Origin of the sequence: Nostoc sp. PCC 7524 (assembly GCF_000316645.1) — a bacterium.
In the GTDB taxonomy this organism is placed as follows: Bacteria; Cyanobacteriota; Cyanobacteriia; order Cyanobacteriales; family Nostocaceae; genus Trichormus.
In genome coordinates, this window is sequence record NC_019684.1 from 6,577,638 (window position 1) to 6,592,280 (window position 14,643).

Below are 14,643 nucleotides of genomic sequence, written 5' to 3' on the forward strand. Positions count from 1 at the left end.
TCTACGTTAGAGCCATGTTTGGCTGGCAGACAATTTCTCAATATTTTTGCAAGCTTTGTAATATCACGTTACAATTGTGTCTTTTTGTTACCAAATGTAATTTCTAGATGATTTTTGTTCGAGCTAAAGCTATGTAGTCTAAATCACTAATGTAGTTTAATTCCAGAGGCGATCGCTCTCCAAAACCTATGCTCTGAAATAATAAATCCCTTCTGCCTAGCCTTGCGGCAACGCTTCCGCGAACTGCCCTCTGCCCTCTGCCTTTCTTTGATAATAAAATCCCCCTCTAATGGCAATAAAGGGGGATGATGGCTAAAGGGTCAAAGGAAATCAAAAATTTTATCCGAATTTACCGGCGGTTGCGGCTATGAGGAAGGCGGCATAGGTCAAGACGTAACCAACGGTGAAGTGTGCTAGACCGACTAACCAACCTTGAACAATTGACATAGCCACGGGTTTATCTTTCCAACGTACCAAGTTGGCTAATGGTGTGCGTTCATGCGCCCAAACCAGGGTTTCGATTAACTCTTGCCAGTAACCACGCCAGCTAATCAAGAACATGAAACCAGTCGCCCAAACTAGGTGTCCAAAGAGGAACATCCACGCCCATACAGAGAGGTTACTTGTACCGTAGGGGTTATAGCCATTGATTAACTGTGCAGAGTTAGCCCAAAGGTAATCACGCAACCAACCCATCAAATATGTAGAGTTTTCATTGAACTGGGCTACATTACCCTGCCAAATACCTAAATGCTTCCAATGCCAATAAAATGTCACCCAACCCAAGAGGTTCAGCATCCAGAAAAAGGCGAGGAAGAAGGTTTGTTCCCAAGCGGAAGTTTGACAAGTACCACCCCGGCCTGGTCCATCACAGGGAAAGGTGAAGCCGAAGTCTTTTTTATCGGGCATTAATTTACTACCACGGGCATCTAATGCACCTTTCACACAAATTAGTGTAGTAGTATGCAGACCTAGGGCGATCGCATGGTGAACTAAGAAATCACCAGGGCCAATAGTCAAGAACAGAGAGTTAGTACCAGCATTAATTGCATCTAACCAACCTGGTAGCCAAACATTGCCATGATTGGGATAGGCTGTAAAAGCAATACTATCTGGATTAGATAACAGAGTATCCATGCCATACAGCAGTTTACCGTGAGCAGCTTGGATAAATTGAGCAAACACAGGCTCAATCAAAATCTGCTTCTCTGGTGTACCGAAGGCAACCACCACGTCGTTGTGAACGTATAACCCCAGTGTATGGAAACCTAGGAATAACGACACCCAACTTAAGTGAGAGATAATCGCCTCTTTATGCTGGAGGACGCGATCAAGGACATTCCCTCGGTTTTGTTCTGCGTCATAGTCCCTAACCCAGAAAATCCCCGCGTGGGCAAATGCCCCAATCATCAAGAACCCGGCAATATATTGATGGTGCGTATATAGCGCCGCTTGAGTGGTGTAGTCCTTAGCTATGAAGGCATAAGGCGGTAAGGAGTACATATGCTGCGCTACCAAGGAAGCTGCTGTTCCTAAAGCTGCCAGGTGAATACTTAACTGGAAATGCAGAGAGTTGTTATAGGTATCATAAAGCCCGTGGTGGGGCAGGTTGAACTGACCTTCAGTGCGGAGTCCAAAGAAATTTCTGGCGTTAAGCATTTCTTTGATACTGTGACCGATACCGAAGTTAGTGCGGTACATATGACCGGCGATAATGAAGATGACTGCGATCGCTAAATGGTGATGCGCCATATCAGTCAACCACAGAGATTCTGTCTGGGGATGGAAACCACCCAAAAAAGTCAAAATCGCCGTTCCTGAACCTTGAGCAGTTCCGAATAGATGCCCTGGTGTATCTGGATTTTGAGCATACACGCCCCAATTACCCGTCCAGAAGGGTGTTAAACCAGCTGGATGAGGTAAAGTCGTCAGAAAATTATTCCAGCCAACATGAACCCCCCGTGATTCAGGAATTGCAACGTGGATTAAATGACCAGCCCAAGCCAAAGAACTAACACCAAATAAACCTGCCAAGTGGTGATTTAAACGAGGTTCAGCACTCTTAAACCAAGTTAAACTCGGACGGAATTTGGGCTGTAGGTGTAACCAACCGGCAAACAGAAACAATGCCGCCAATAATAGCAGGAACACTGAACCAATGTACAAATCATTATTGGTTCGCATCCCAATGGTGTACCACCAATGATAGACACCAGAGTAAGCAATGTTAACTGGGTAGTTAGCACCGCCTTGGCTAAAAGCTTCTACAGCTGGTTTACCAAAATGAGGGTCCCAAATCGCATGGGCAATGGGACGAATATGTAAGGGATCTCTAATCCACTGTTCAAAGTTACCTTGCCAAGCGACGTGGAACAATAAGCTAGAAGCCCAAAGGAAAATGATAGCTACGTGACCGAAGTGAGTAGCAAAGATTTTCTGATATAAATTTTCCTCTGTCATCCCATCATGGCTTTCAAAGTCATTACCTTGAGCCATTGCATACCAAATACGCCGCGTAGTTGGATCTTGAGCAAGATCCTGGCTAAATTTAGGATATTTCGCTGCCATGTATTTTAATCACATCCTTTTCAAACACTCAACCAATTTGCTATTGCTCATGAGCTAGCACCTCTACGCGGAAGTCAAAAGTTAAAAGAATAAATAGTAGATTTATTTCCGCCGTGCTGTACTAGCAACCATTTGCGATTGAGTTACCACGTTTTGAATTTGCTTAATAGAGACGGTGACGTTTATAAGGCTTAGTTCAAGTAATTACATTTCTAGACACTGTGATGTAATTCGTCTCTATAGAAGTAATAAACAAACTAATTACTACTACTTCCATCACACTATAGAGAGAGATTACGATTAATTTTATTTGTAGTCTTGTATACGCTTAAAATCCAAAGGTTTAAACCAATACCAGTATCACTTCAACACATGAGATGCGTGACATTAATAAGGTTATATTTTAGGGATTGATGAAACCGTAGTAAATGGCAGCAATGAAGAAAAAGGATGAGAAAAAAAGCATAAAAATGCTCCGCACCAAGAAGGAGAATACGTTTTTTTCTGTGATGTGTATTTTTTCAAAAATACTAGATTTTAAAGATTTTTTACTGTGGTCAACTTGATATTGACTGGAGGATATTTCCACCTCATCTATTATGGATTTATCTTGGGGTTTCATAAACTTTTGCTCACATTTATGTGGCTATCTTATTGTTATATTTCCCAAAATAAATTTTTGATTACATCATTCTTTAGGACTACCTTGGTTAAACTTTGACTTTTGCTCAGGGGTTACTCAGAGTAAAGTTATTATGTAATTGTGAACACAGATTGTTTTAGTTAATTATCAGCCTGTAAGATGTAGCCTCATGCACGCCGAAAATTAATTTAAAAACCTTTCATTCGACAGAGGTTTAAGTTAATAGCAGCAATTACCGTGCAGATTAAGGAATTGTTAACTGAAATTAATTTATTTATGTTTAAATTTCTACAAGAAGTAAGTGATTACATCCAAAATTCATTTTTAGCAGGTAAATATATAGGGCAAGGACTATCGGTAACATTTGACCATATGAGCCGTCGTCCAATTACTGTCCAATATCCCTATGAAAAACTAATTCCCTCCGAGCGTTTCCGAGGGCGAATTCACTTTGAATTTGATAAGTGCATCTCTTGTGAAGTTTGTGTGCGTGTGTGTCCGATTAATTTGCCGGTAGTTGATTGGGAATTTGATCAAATCAACAAAAAGAAAAAACTTAATCACTACAGTATCGATTTTGGAGTCTGTATTTTCTGCGGTAACTGTGTGGAATACTGCCCAACCAACTGCATATCCTTCACTGAAGAATACGACATCTGCACATACGATCGCCACGAATTGAACTACGACAATGTAGCGATGGGAAGATTACCTTATAAGGTAACGAATGATCCGATGGTCACACCACTGAGAGAATTAGTGTACTTGCCAAAGGGAGTATTTAACCCTCACGGAGTCCCTGATGATGCTCATCGATCTGGTAGATTACCATCTGAAATTTTAGAAAATGATTCAGACAATACTAATACCTAATTATACAAACATATGCAGTTCTTAGTAACTGAATTCAAAAAGTAGCCAAATATTGCCAATTCCAGAGAATATTTAAGCAGATGAAATTACTAAAAGACAATTCTACTAAACAGTTTACCAAACTGGTGGGTATAGTTGGAGCGAGTGTAGCGATCGCAGTTACTCTTTATCCCCAAATCAACCAGCCAGCAACAGCTAAAACAATCACTCAAAATCCGCCATCAGAGACTACTAACCCACAAAACCAGCTAAATCAAATTGATAAGTTATTTGTACTCGAAGCGACTCAAGCCGGAATTGCAGAAATCGAAATGGCAAAACTAGCATTACAAAAGTCTCAGAATAATAGCATTAGACAGTATGCCCAGCAGATGATCAAAGATCATACAGATGCTAATCAAGAATTAACCCAGTTAGCCACCCAAAAAGGTATTACTCCCCCAACTAATACAAGTCCCAGATATCAAGCTATAATTGCCCAACTATCACAATTATCCGATGCCAATTTTGACCAAGCGTATAAAGACGAAGCTGGCATTAATGGACATATGGAAAATCTGATTATTCATAGCCGACAAATACAGCTAGGCCAAGACCAAGACTTGAAAGCCCTTGCAGCCAAAAACATCCGCCTCATAGATGCACACTTGCAAATGATTGATGCGCTATCAAAGTAGTATGAAGTATAGAACAGATAGGTTGTTATCTGTTATCGGTCATAAAAAGCCAAATTAACTCTCTTATATTCATAAGAGAGTTGAATTAGTTAATTCTGAGCAGCTAGTCCCTAGAATCGGAATGTAGTCCGAACAACACCTGTATAGATGGTATCGTTATTACTGTTATGTTCTGGGTTAAATATGACAATTAACCCTGGTGTAATCGAGATATTACTATTAACTTGGTAGCGATACAGAGCTTCTAAATGGAAAGATGTATCTGTATCTTCACGCCGAGCAGTAGTAGGAGTTATAACAGCAGGGCCAAAGTCATTACTGCTAACTTTTGGTGGTTGTCCAAAAATTAACCCGCCCAAATTCCCCTTTTTACCCAAGTCGGGAAAAGCTAAAGTTACAGCCCAATTCCAAATGTCTGCTTGATCACCACGATTCACATTTGTACCAGAACTAACCTCAGCGATCGCTTGAGTATATCCCACCCATCCAGAAAGAATAAATTGGGGATTGAAAATATAGCTAGTTTGTAAACCGTAATGGTTGGCGGAAGTCGCAACCCCAGCACCAAAGGGAGTATTAGCAAAGGTACTACCATAAGCACCAGAAACCGTCACATCTCCAGCCCCACCACTCAGGTAAGAATGGGCATAGCTTAAACCCAGAGTAAAGTTTTTATTTGGTCGGAATTCTAACTGCGCCAATGCTCCATAACTACCATCAAATAAGCCTCTACCAGGTGTAGGCTCATTGCCTCGTCTAGCAATATATCCCCCCGACAAGGTGACAGCATCACTCAACTTAAAAATAGCACTGATTCCTGAACCTATATTACTCCCAGAACCAGTGTTACTGGCGCGATAAATGGGAGAGAAGCGACCAAACCGTGAAATTGCACCGGTGGGAGCTGATGCTAACAGAGGGTTAATCGTATTGAAGTTATCGTAAAACTCCCCACCAATGGCATCAATAATGACATTGAGTCTCTCACCTACAGGAAAGCGATAGAATAACTTACCTAACTGAACACTGTTATCCAAGTTATTAGTTGAGTCCCACCCTAAGCGACTCATATTAGTGCCTGTAACTGGAGCATTAAAAGCTGTGGTGTTGGTAGCTTCTAGACGAGCAAACAAGCGGTCTTTGCCAGTAAAGCTAGAGACTAAATTTAAGCGGACGCGATCGCTAAAAATAGCATTATCTTGTAGATCCCTACCTGCGGCTCCATAGGCGTTAGCTCTAGCATTTTCTCGCGCAGTTCCCGCCGGTTGAGCATTAATAGTTCGCCATTGATCAGAGTTTAAAGCTCTATCTCCACCAAACACACTCCCCAGAGTCAAAATTACCTCTGCATTCAACTTGGTAGTGGCAGAAAATTGTTGACTTTCTAAGGTTGCGGTACGTCCTTCTAAAGCATCAACTCTTCCTCTGAGTTCTGTTAATCCTTCTGCGAACTCTTCTTGCAATCTTTGCAGGGTGGCTAAGTCTTCTTTAGTAACTAAATCCGCCGTGCTTGTCCCAATCAGTTCGTTAATCCGATTCAAGCAAGCATTCAACCCAGCCGCAAACTCATAGCGAGTCATAGCGCGATTACCCCGGAAAGTGCTGTTGGGATATCCAGCGATACAACCATAACGCTCAACTAACGATTGCAACGCTTGGAAAGCCCAATCTGTCGGTTGCACATCAGATAGTTGCGAAACAGATGTCATCTGACTCATCGATGAGTTATCACCTACATCTTTTTGTGTTTTAACGTCTCCTGCTACCGGAGATGCTGATACAACTTGAGCCATGATCACATTCACTCCCAGCAGCATCGGAGCGACATACAAAGACTTCCATACCATGTTTGACATTTGCCTCACACCTGAACAACTTGTTACCAACCTAGTTGGTATAAAAATAAATTAATATACATTATTAGCTGTAAAAAGTAGTTTTTGCTACTAATTTACATAGAGAGATATTTTTGATGCGATCGCTCAATTGTTGCCATTCTCTGACTTAATGGATTGATTTATACCAACCTAATTGGTAAAGTATTGAAGTCTATCAAATAACCTGTGTTCCTTCTCAGACAGGGCTTTAAATCTCAGATTAATTACTACTTGAGTGTTATTCACCAGAAAATCAAGCAGTAGTTATGAATATTGCGTGATCATATACCAACCATGAAAAAGCAGTTTTGTGCCTTTTCATTGATAGCTTGTGCTGTCAATGTTACATTACCAACCCCAGTATTTGCCGTTACTTTATATGGTGCTGGTAGTTTGCGAAATAGCCTCACGGAAGTAACACAAGCTTTTACAGCAGAGTATGGCATTCCTGTAACTACATACTTTGGACCTTCAGGTTTGACGCGAGCCAAAATAGAAGATGAATTATCTAGCAATGTTAAAACCGCAGATGTCTTTGCCAGTGCTGATTTAGGAAATCCCCAACAACTATTTCAACAAGGGTTGAGTCATCCTGTCCAAAATTTCACTAGCAATCGTATGGTTGCTGTTGTCAAACCAGGGTTAGCTGGCGTGACATCAAATAACCTCTTGGACTTCCTGCTTAATCCCAACATCAAAATAGGCACATCAACACCACTAGCTGATCCTTCTGGAGACTACGCCTGGCAGATATTCGAGAAAGCCGATGTGATTCAACCAGGTAGTTCTCAAATTCTCAAAGACAAAGCCTTGCAATTAGTAGGTGGGAATCCCTCTGCACCACCAGTCCCCACTGGAGAAAATAATCTCCTTTACTTCCTGAAAACAAATCCAACGGCAGATATTTTCTTAGCCTATTACACCAGTGGTAAAACTGCTCAAGAACTAGAAGCAGGCCAGGATTTACAAATAGTAGAGTTACCTGATTATTTAGCTACTAAAGCTGATTATGGTTTAACTATATTGAAAAATGCTAATCCCGACGGTGAGAAATTAGCTGCATATATTCTCTCACCAAAAGGGCAATCAATTCTAGCGAAGTATGGATTTAGTAGTCCTTCTACCTCTATTCCAGAACATCAGAGTGCGTATGGTACTGTACTAGCTTTAAGTGTGGCTTTTGCCATTCATAAAAAGTTATCTGTTACTAAAAAATCAACGGTTACAAGCAAAGTTTAACCATAGCTTTTATAGAAAAACTATCAATCTCTCAAGGAGTAACTGTGAATCAAATTATTTGGCAAAATATCAACAAACTCAGCCTTTCTTTTATAGCAGGGCTAGCATCTAGTATTTTACTTGCTCATCCTACTCATGCTGCTACATTAGGTCAAAATTTAATTATTAATGGTGATGCAGAACAAGGATTAGGAGATCCAATAGGTGATGCAGTAGGTGCTGACATTCCTGTTATCCTTGGTTGGAATACCAGTGGTGATTTTAGTGTTATCAAATATGGAGCTACAGGTTTTAACTTTGTCAATGCCTTTGGTAATTTAGTCAGTGTGACTTTACCTGCTGTTGGTGTTCCAGGCCCAAGCAATAGAGGTCAGAATCTCTTTTTTGGTGGTGCTAGTAGAGCCTCTTCTAGTGCTTCCCAAGATATGGATGTCAATAGTCTCGCTTCAGTGATTGACACAGGTAAAGCAGCCTTTGATTTGAGTGGTTGGTTAGGTGGATATGATGATGATGATGATAGTGCAACACTTAATATTACTTTCCTTGATCAGACAAACCAATCTCTAGGAATCGCTAGTATTTCTGCGCCAAATGCAGCAGAGAGAAATAACGTTACAGGTTTATTTCTGCGAGAAACTAATGGTTTTGTTCCTGTCGGGACACGTCAAATTAATGTAGTTCTGAATGCCAATCATGCAGGAGGTCGAGTCAATGATTCCTATGCTGATAACCTCTCCTTAGTAATTACTCAAGTACCAGAACCAACAATCTCAGGTTTATCATTGCTGATTGCATCAGGTTTTATAGCTGGAAAATTGCGGAGAACCCGCCGCCAATTTAATTAATTTTTGCAGTTGAATCTGTTCGTAGTAAGGACTTTAGTCCTGAATTACTAAGCACTAAAGTGCTTAGTACAAACTTTTTGTGTGTGAGGAATTGTTTTGAAGAAGTTTTCATTGTTTTGTTTAATTAGCAGTAGTGCATTATTTGTATTTCAAGAATCTGTAAAAGCACAGGCTCAGGTTACATCTACATCCCAAGTTTCTAATGTTGAAATTCCTCACGTTAATGAATTAGCTACAGTAGTTACTACTTCTACACCTTTATTAGCACAGGTGTTAAAGGTTACAGGAGTTAAAATTGACTCCACTACTACAGGAATTGAGCTTGTTTTAGAAACATCTACAGGCATTTTACCTGAGCCAATCACTACAACTGAAAATAATACATTAATTATAGATATTCCTAATACAGTCTTAACCTTATCTGATGGTAACGAATTTCGCCGTGAAAATCCTGCGCCGGGAATTAAATTAGTTAGCATTACCCAAAATGATGCTAATAATATTCGAGTCAGCATCACAGGAGAAACATCTGTACCGACAGCACAAATTATTTCCAGTGACAATGGGTTGATATTGAGCGTTATTCCTAGTGAAAATCAGCCGGATATAGAACTGACGGTTACAGGTAATCCCAATACAGCCACAGTTAACAAAACAGACACTCCATTACAAGATTTACCTTTCTCCGTACAAGTATTTCCACAACAGCTAATTCAAGACCAACGAGCCTTAAATGTTGGTGAAGCCGTGAGAAATATCAGTGGCTTTGCGCTATCAGGACGAGGGGGAGGACGCAATGAGTCTTCCTTGGTGACACGAGGATTCACGGCTGATCAGTTTCGGGATGGTTTCAGTGAAGGTAACAATGCTAATCGAGTCTTTACAGAAGTCTCTAACTTAGAACGTATTGAAGTCTTGAAAGGCCCGACTGCAACTCTGTATGGTCAGTCTGAACCTGGGGGAATTGTGAATTTGGTGACGAAAAGACCTCTGGCGAAACCATATTATCAGGCTGAATATATTGGTGGTAGTTTTGGTTTTAATCGGGGAAATTTGGATTTCACAGGGCCTTTGGATAGCAATCGTAATGCTAAATATCGCTTAAATCTCGCCTATGAAAATACTGATAGTTTCCGTGAAGGAGTTGAGACAGAACGCTTCTTTATTGCACCGAAGTTGACCTTTAACCTCAGTTCTCAAACCACACTCAGCGTTTTTGGCGAATATCTCGAAGATAGCCGACCGGTAGATTTTGGTTTAGTTGCTGTTGGTAACAGCGTGGCTGATATTCCCATCAGTCGTTTTCTTGGCGATCCTACCCGCAAAAACGACGTTTATCAACGACGTGCTTACATTTTCTTAGACCACAATTTTAGTGATAATTGGTCAATTAGTAGTGCTTTTCGTACTACATCCAGCGACCAAGATTTTTCTGCAATTTTCGGCAGAGGTAATGCTTTACAATTTAATAATCAAGTATTACCCCTACAAGCGCAAAATAATGACCTGTCTTTTAATACCAATACTTGGCAAACAAATCTAGTTGGTAAATTTAATACAGGCTCAATTAAACATACAGCCTTAATTGGCTTTGAGTGGGGTAATGAACGGAGAACAACAGTAGTAGAAAATGCCAACGCTGGCTCGATTAATATTTTTCGACCCGTTTATAGATTTTCTGTAGGTCGTTTTAATACAATCAGAAACCAAGACGAAGAAACTAATTTATTTGGCATTTATTTACAAAATGAAATTGCCGTCACTGATAATTTAAAATTACTCTTAGGTGGACGTTTTGATACTGTTGATTTTGATTTGCAAGATAATCTGAATAATATAAAAAGTAGCACCTACAGCGATGCTTTTAGTCCACGAATTGGCATTGTTTATCAACCAAGTAAACCAATTTCACTTTACGCCAATTTTAGCCGTTCTTTTGTCTCCCAATCTGGTAGTAGTTTTGATGGTACGCCATTTCAACCAGAGCGGGGAACTCAGTATGAAATAGGGGTAAAAGCTGACTGGTTTAGTGGTCGTCTTTCCTCAACTTTGGCATTTTACCAAATCACTAAAACTAATGTTTTAGTTACAGATCCCAATCGTCCTACCTTTTTTATTCAGACTGGTGAACAACGCAGTCGCGGTGTGGAATTGGATTTGGTGGGGGAAATATTACCAGGATGGAATGTAATTACATCTTACGCTTATACTGATGCCATCATTACTAATGATACGATATTTCCTGAAGGTAATCGCTTGGCGAATGTGCCGCGTAATGCTTTGAGTTTTTGGACAACTTATACAATTCCCCAAGGTGATTTACAGGGTTTAGGTTTTGGTACTGGAGTATTTTTTGCGGATGCTCGTTCAGGAGATTTAAATAATAGCTTTACTCTACCAAGTTATAGGCGTGTAGATGCTTCAATTTATTACAATTATCGAAATTTTCGAGCAGCTTTGAATATCAAAAATCTGTTTGATACCCGTTATTTTGAATCTGCTCAAAGTAGAACCGCAATATTTCCTGGTGCGCCGTTGACTATTCTGGGGACAATTTCTTTACAGTTTTGATGATATTAGAAATTGAGAAACCTGAATAAAAAATTATTCAGGTTTCTTATATTTTAGCTAGAGCTAAGGATTAAGAATCTAGTCAATAGCTAATATTACATCGCTTGCTTTTATAACCGCATAAACTTCTTTACCTTCAGCTAGTTGAAGTTTATCTGCTGATGACTTGGTAATAATTGATGTTACCTCAACTCCAGGTGCGATTTCTAGTGTTACTTCTGTGTTAACGGAACCAGGAATAACTTTCTTTACTGTACCTTTGAGAGCATTACGTGCGCTAACTTCCATATTTTAAATTTTCCTATATTTTTTAACTATTATTGATGATAACAATTATCACCATAAAAATCTATTTCTTTAGATATGAATTCTGCATTTCTTTACTATTTCTTAAGACAGTAAAATACTAAACATAATTTTTTAGGAATAGTTAACATTCAGAAATCTGAATAATGAATTATTTCAGACTTCTGGGACGTTTGCTATGAATGAGAATTACGGCGTTTTTGCTTTGTCCACAATATCAAACCAGATCCGACAACGCCAGCGATCGCACCAAATAACAAGTGCATCATTAAAGGATATACATATCCATTGCCAAACACACCATAACCCCAAATCCCTGCAACGCTAATAACAATGCGCGTGAGAGGTTTAATCAGATGAACTAACCCAGCTATCACCGCCCAAAACCATACTTGTTTACGCCATTTTTTGAGCGCATAGGCTAGATCCAACAATTCCCCAACTACAAGTAAGAAGAACCAATCAAAAGGATCGTTTCTCACACCAAACAACCACGAAAAACCAGCAGCACTTAACCCAGTAATCGAAGCCGCACCCAAGAAGGAAGTAGATAGCCTAGTAGCAACAAGTGGTGTTAGCCAAATCAGTCCGCGCCACCCTGGTAACTTTAAAGGTAAACGCAGATTTGCTTGCACTACAGCAATCAGCAACCCCAACCCTACCAAAGCCAAAATTTCCCACCATTTGACTTGGTGTACACCCTTAATATCTACGGATGATATCTTTGGGAGCCATTTCGTATTCATAGTTTTCCTCTCCGGTTACTTGTAAATCTTCACTAGCCTTGACTACCAGCATCACGGCTTTTCCATCTATCAATACTGGACGAGGCCAAGGACTGGTTCTAATGGTGCTATTGTCAGGTATCTTAATTTTGCTATCGTCCGATATCTGTCCACCTGCTAAATCTTGAATGCAGTCAATACTGATGCTTTGATAAAGTTGACTGGCTGTATAAACGCCCGAAAGTTCATACAAACCAGGAAGCCAAATAAATCGCCCATCATTCTCAGTTTTTCGCAAACCCACCGCCGCTAAAGCCCCGATAATTCCTTGACGAGTCCCAGTTAAACCTTCTAAAAATAGTCCTGCTTGAACGGCTACGCAATATGCTTGTGACTGAGTAAGGACTGTTTCTTTGGCTTGTTTACTAAAAGCTTGAACTGTCAGATTCACCTGATCCCAATTCGCTACACATAAGCCTACATCTGATCCTGCCTCACTATATTTCATGAGGTATTCTCGGCAGAAGTCAGTCAGAAAAGTCAGCTTTTCTGGGGTAGTTTCTACCATGATGCAGGCAGAACTATTATGTGAAGTATAGGGAATTTCGGGACTGAGAAAGAGTTGATGGCGACTGATACTAATGGTTTGAGCCAACTGTTGCTCAACAATTTCCTTTCTCAGGTGTCGTGCTAAATGACCTGTAGCACCACTGGTGATATTGTCAGTATCATCTATACCAATGAGTAAACGCATATACTATTGAAGTACGCTGTAGCCGTGATTTTTGTAAAGAGGTTTTGCTTGTTCGCTGAAGAGAAACTGCACAAAGGACTTAGCAGCAGCTTGGTTTTTACTATTATTTAAAATCGCCACTGGATAAACGACTGGAGAGTGAGAGGCTTCAGGGGCGATCGCTAAAATCTTCACTTTATTTGATGCTCTCACAGTGGTATCATGAACAATCCCCACATCAACGTTACCAGATTCCACAAAGTTGACGATTTCTAAAGCACTTCTGGTATAGACCAATTTAGGTTTAACTTGTTCTGTAATACCCAGATATTTAAAAACCTCCTCAGCATACACCCCTAGAGGTACACTACGAGGTTCACCGATGGCGATTCTTTTCACAGTCGGTTTTGTCAAATCTTGAAAGCTAGAAATACCCGTAGTATTTTTAGCGGTGATTAAAGCTATCCTACTTTTGATGAGATTTTTACGAGTTCCTGGTAACAACAATCCTTTTTGTTGCAACTCATTCATATTCTTGTTCGAGGCGGAGATAAAAATATCTATATTTGCGCCTTGTTCAATTTGTCGTTGCAAAACACCAGAGGCCGCAAAGTTGTAAGTAATATTAATATTCGGTTGCTGTTGTTGATAAGCTTTTTGAATATCCTCTAATACTGGTTTCAAACCTGCACCTGCTGATACTGTCAGAGTCACCGTATTAGGCTGTTGGGCAATACTCGGAGCTAAATTTGGTACAAGCCCTGCTATCACTGTCAATGCTACAGTAACTACTACCAAGCTTAAGTATAAAAAACGACGACCTAGATAATTACTCAATAATTTCATTTCAGACATCTAAAATTACCTACTCAGAAAATACCAAAAAAGTAGGTGTATAAATACATGAAAAACAATGTATTAGTAAATATTTTTGTTGTTCACATCATTGCTTGCGCCTAAAAGCTTTGTAAATAAAGAATTACAGCGAATAAAACAGTAAAAATGGAAATACCTTTTGTCATCATTTTTTTACCAATTAGGTTGGTAAAGTTACATAGCCTGAGTCCTTATTCTGACAAATTGCTATCGAATTTCAAAAATCTGTAACAATAGTAACATTTTCATGAATTTAATTGCTATACCCTTTTACCAATAAAGTTGGTAAAAATCTCAGGTATTAGTATCCAGCTTGCGTTAGCCTGGCTTGAGATGAAATCAAAAGCCGCTACCTCCTCTCCTACTTGTGTGTTTGGCGCAGATGGACTATTTCCATCTGCCAATTTTCTTAAAAATGCAGAGATAAATAATATGAAAGAGCAATCTGATTTTCTCTCTAATCTTTCTGACTTTCTCTATCCGCGCAGTTGTTATTACGGTCAGTTTAAACCAGAATACCTAGTATTCAACGCTAATCTTCAGGAGTTTGCCCAACGTGTGGGCTACATTAGCAGTCTGCAAACCAATGGTAAAATTTCTCCACAAGAAGCTTATGACCAAATCAAAACCCTGTGGAAACAATTGAAACGTGCGAAGAAGGAACTTGAAGCTACTTCAATCAATTTACAGAGTTTCTAAACCGAAAAAAG

12 protein-coding genes are annotated in these 14,643 nt (G+C 39.8%); 6 read left to right on the forward strand and 6 right to left on the reverse strand.

Translation table 11 applies throughout. The features are described 5' to 3' along the window. Positions 1-339: 339 nt before the first annotated feature. Complete coding sequence (psaB, locus tag NOS7524_RS26920) at positions 340-2,568, reverse strand: photosystem I core protein PsaB (protein ID WP_015141641.1); 2,229 nt, start codon at positions 2,566-2,568, stop codon at positions 340-342. A 919-nt stretch (positions 2,569-3,487) separates the two neighbouring features. Between psaB and ndhI the strand changes: the two genes are divergently transcribed. Next, entirely contained in the window at positions 3,488-4,084 is a 597-nt protein-coding gene (gene ndhI / locus NOS7524_RS26925; RefSeq protein WP_041555984.1) for an NAD(P)H-quinone oxidoreductase subunit I, read from the forward strand. 80 nt (positions 4,085-4,164) lie between these two features. Then, on the forward strand, positions 4,165-4,761 hold the full coding sequence (locus tag NOS7524_RS26930) for a DUF4142 domain-containing protein (protein WP_015141644.1): 597 nt from the start codon (positions 4,165-4,167) through the stop codon (positions 4,759-4,761). Positions 4,762-4,871: 110 nt separating this feature from the next. Here the strand turns inward: NOS7524_RS26930 and NOS7524_RS26935 are convergent, their stop codons facing one another. After that, positions 4,872-6,617: an iron uptake porin gene (locus NOS7524_RS26935; protein ID WP_041555468.1), complete on the reverse strand. Its 1,746-nt coding sequence runs from the start codon at positions 6,615-6,617 to the stop codon at positions 4,872-4,874. A gap of 315 nt (positions 6,618-6,932) precedes the next feature. Here NOS7524_RS26935 and NOS7524_RS26940 point away from each other — a divergent pair, with 315 nt between their 5' ends. From NOS7524_RS26940 to NOS7524_RS26950, 3 genes are all read left to right on the forward strand, one after another. Next, complete coding sequence (locus NOS7524_RS26940) at positions 6,933-7,877, forward strand: molybdate ABC transporter substrate-binding protein (protein ID WP_015141646.1); 945 nt, start codon at positions 6,933-6,935, stop codon at positions 7,875-7,877. Between the two features lie 44 nt (positions 7,878-7,921). Next, complete coding sequence (locus NOS7524_RS26945; protein WP_015141647.1) at positions 7,922-8,722, forward strand: hypothetical protein; 801 nt, start codon at positions 7,922-7,924, stop codon at positions 8,720-8,722. A gap of 96 nt (positions 8,723-8,818) precedes the next feature. Next, the gene (locus tag NOS7524_RS26950) at positions 8,819-11,293 is read left to right on the forward strand and encodes a TonB-dependent siderophore receptor (RefSeq protein ID WP_015141648.1); all 2,475 of its coding nucleotides are present in this window, start codon (positions 8,819-8,821) and stop codon (positions 11,291-11,293) included. 78 nt (positions 11,294-11,371) lie between these two features. Here the strand turns inward: NOS7524_RS26950 and NOS7524_RS26955 are convergent, their stop codons facing one another. The 4 genes from NOS7524_RS26955 to modA all read right to left on the reverse strand — a co-directional run bounded on the left by NOS7524_RS26955 (position 11,372) and on the right by modA (position 13,912). Further along, complete coding sequence (locus tag NOS7524_RS26955) at positions 11,372-11,581, reverse strand: TOBE domain-containing protein (RefSeq protein WP_015141649.1); 210 nt, start codon at positions 11,579-11,581, stop codon at positions 11,372-11,374. A gap of 194 nt (positions 11,582-11,775) precedes the next feature. Further along, a complete protein-coding gene (locus tag NOS7524_RS26960) occupies positions 11,776-12,345 on the reverse strand; it encodes a hypothetical protein (RefSeq protein ID WP_015141650.1) in 570 nt (189 codons plus the stop codon). Next, positions 12,302-13,078 (reverse strand): hypothetical protein, encoded by a 777-nt coding sequence (locus tag NOS7524_RS27955; RefSeq protein WP_015141651.1) that lies wholly within the window; start codon positions 13,076-13,078, stop codon positions 12,302-12,304. Before NOS7524_RS27955 ends, NOS7524_RS26960 begins: the two co-directional genes overlap by 44 nt. A gap of 3 nt (positions 13,079-13,081) precedes the next feature. Beyond that, positions 13,082-13,912 carry a molybdate ABC transporter substrate-binding protein gene (modA, locus tag NOS7524_RS26970; RefSeq protein ID WP_015141652.1) on the reverse strand — a complete coding sequence of 277 codons (831 nt, stop codon included), beginning with the start codon at positions 13,910-13,912 and terminating at the stop codon, positions 13,082-13,084. 453 nt (positions 13,913-14,365) lie between these two features. On the opposite strand from modA, the gene NOS7524_RS26975 reads away from it, so the two are divergent. Continuing rightward, complete coding sequence (locus NOS7524_RS26975) at positions 14,366-14,632, forward strand: DUF7219 family protein (RefSeq protein ID WP_041555988.1); 267 nt, start codon at positions 14,366-14,368, stop codon at positions 14,630-14,632. Positions 14,633-14,643: the final 11 nt, after the last annotated feature.

Excerpts from the sequence above, each read along its gene's own strand:
- psaB (WP_015141641.1), bottom strand. The coding sequence starts at position 2,568 with ATGGCAGCGAAATATCCTAAATTTAGCCAGGATCTTGCTCAAGATCCA.
- ndhI (WP_041555984.1), top strand. The coding sequence starts at position 3,488 with ATGTTTAAATTTCTACAAGAAGTAAGTGATTACATCCAAAATTCATTT.
- NOS7524_RS26930 (WP_015141644.1), top strand. The coding sequence starts at position 4,165 with ATGAAATTACTAAAAGACAATTCTACTAAACAGTTTACCAAACTGGTG.
- NOS7524_RS26935 (WP_041555468.1), bottom strand. The coding sequence starts at position 6,617 with ATGTCAAACATGGTATGGAAGTCTTTGTATGTCGCTCCGATGCTGCTG.
- NOS7524_RS26940 (WP_015141646.1), top strand. The coding sequence starts at position 6,933 with ATGAAAAAGCAGTTTTGTGCCTTTTCATTGATAGCTTGTGCTGTCAAT.
- NOS7524_RS26955 (WP_015141649.1), bottom strand. The coding sequence starts at position 11,581 with ATGGAAGTTAGCGCACGTAATGCTCTCAAAGGTACAGTAAAGAAAGTT.
- NOS7524_RS26960 (WP_015141650.1), bottom strand. The coding sequence starts at position 12,345 with ATGAATACGAAATGGCTCCCAAAGATATCATCCGTAGATATTAAGGGT.
- NOS7524_RS27955 (WP_015141651.1), bottom strand. The coding sequence starts at position 13,078 with ATGCGTTTACTCATTGGTATAGATGATACTGACAATATCACCAGTGGT.
- modA (WP_015141652.1), bottom strand. The coding sequence starts at position 13,912 with ATGTCTGAAATGAAATTATTGAGTAATTATCTAGGTCGTCGTTTTTTA.
- NOS7524_RS26975 (WP_041555988.1), top strand. The coding sequence starts at position 14,366 with ATGAAAGAGCAATCTGATTTTCTCTCTAATCTTTCTGACTTTCTCTAT.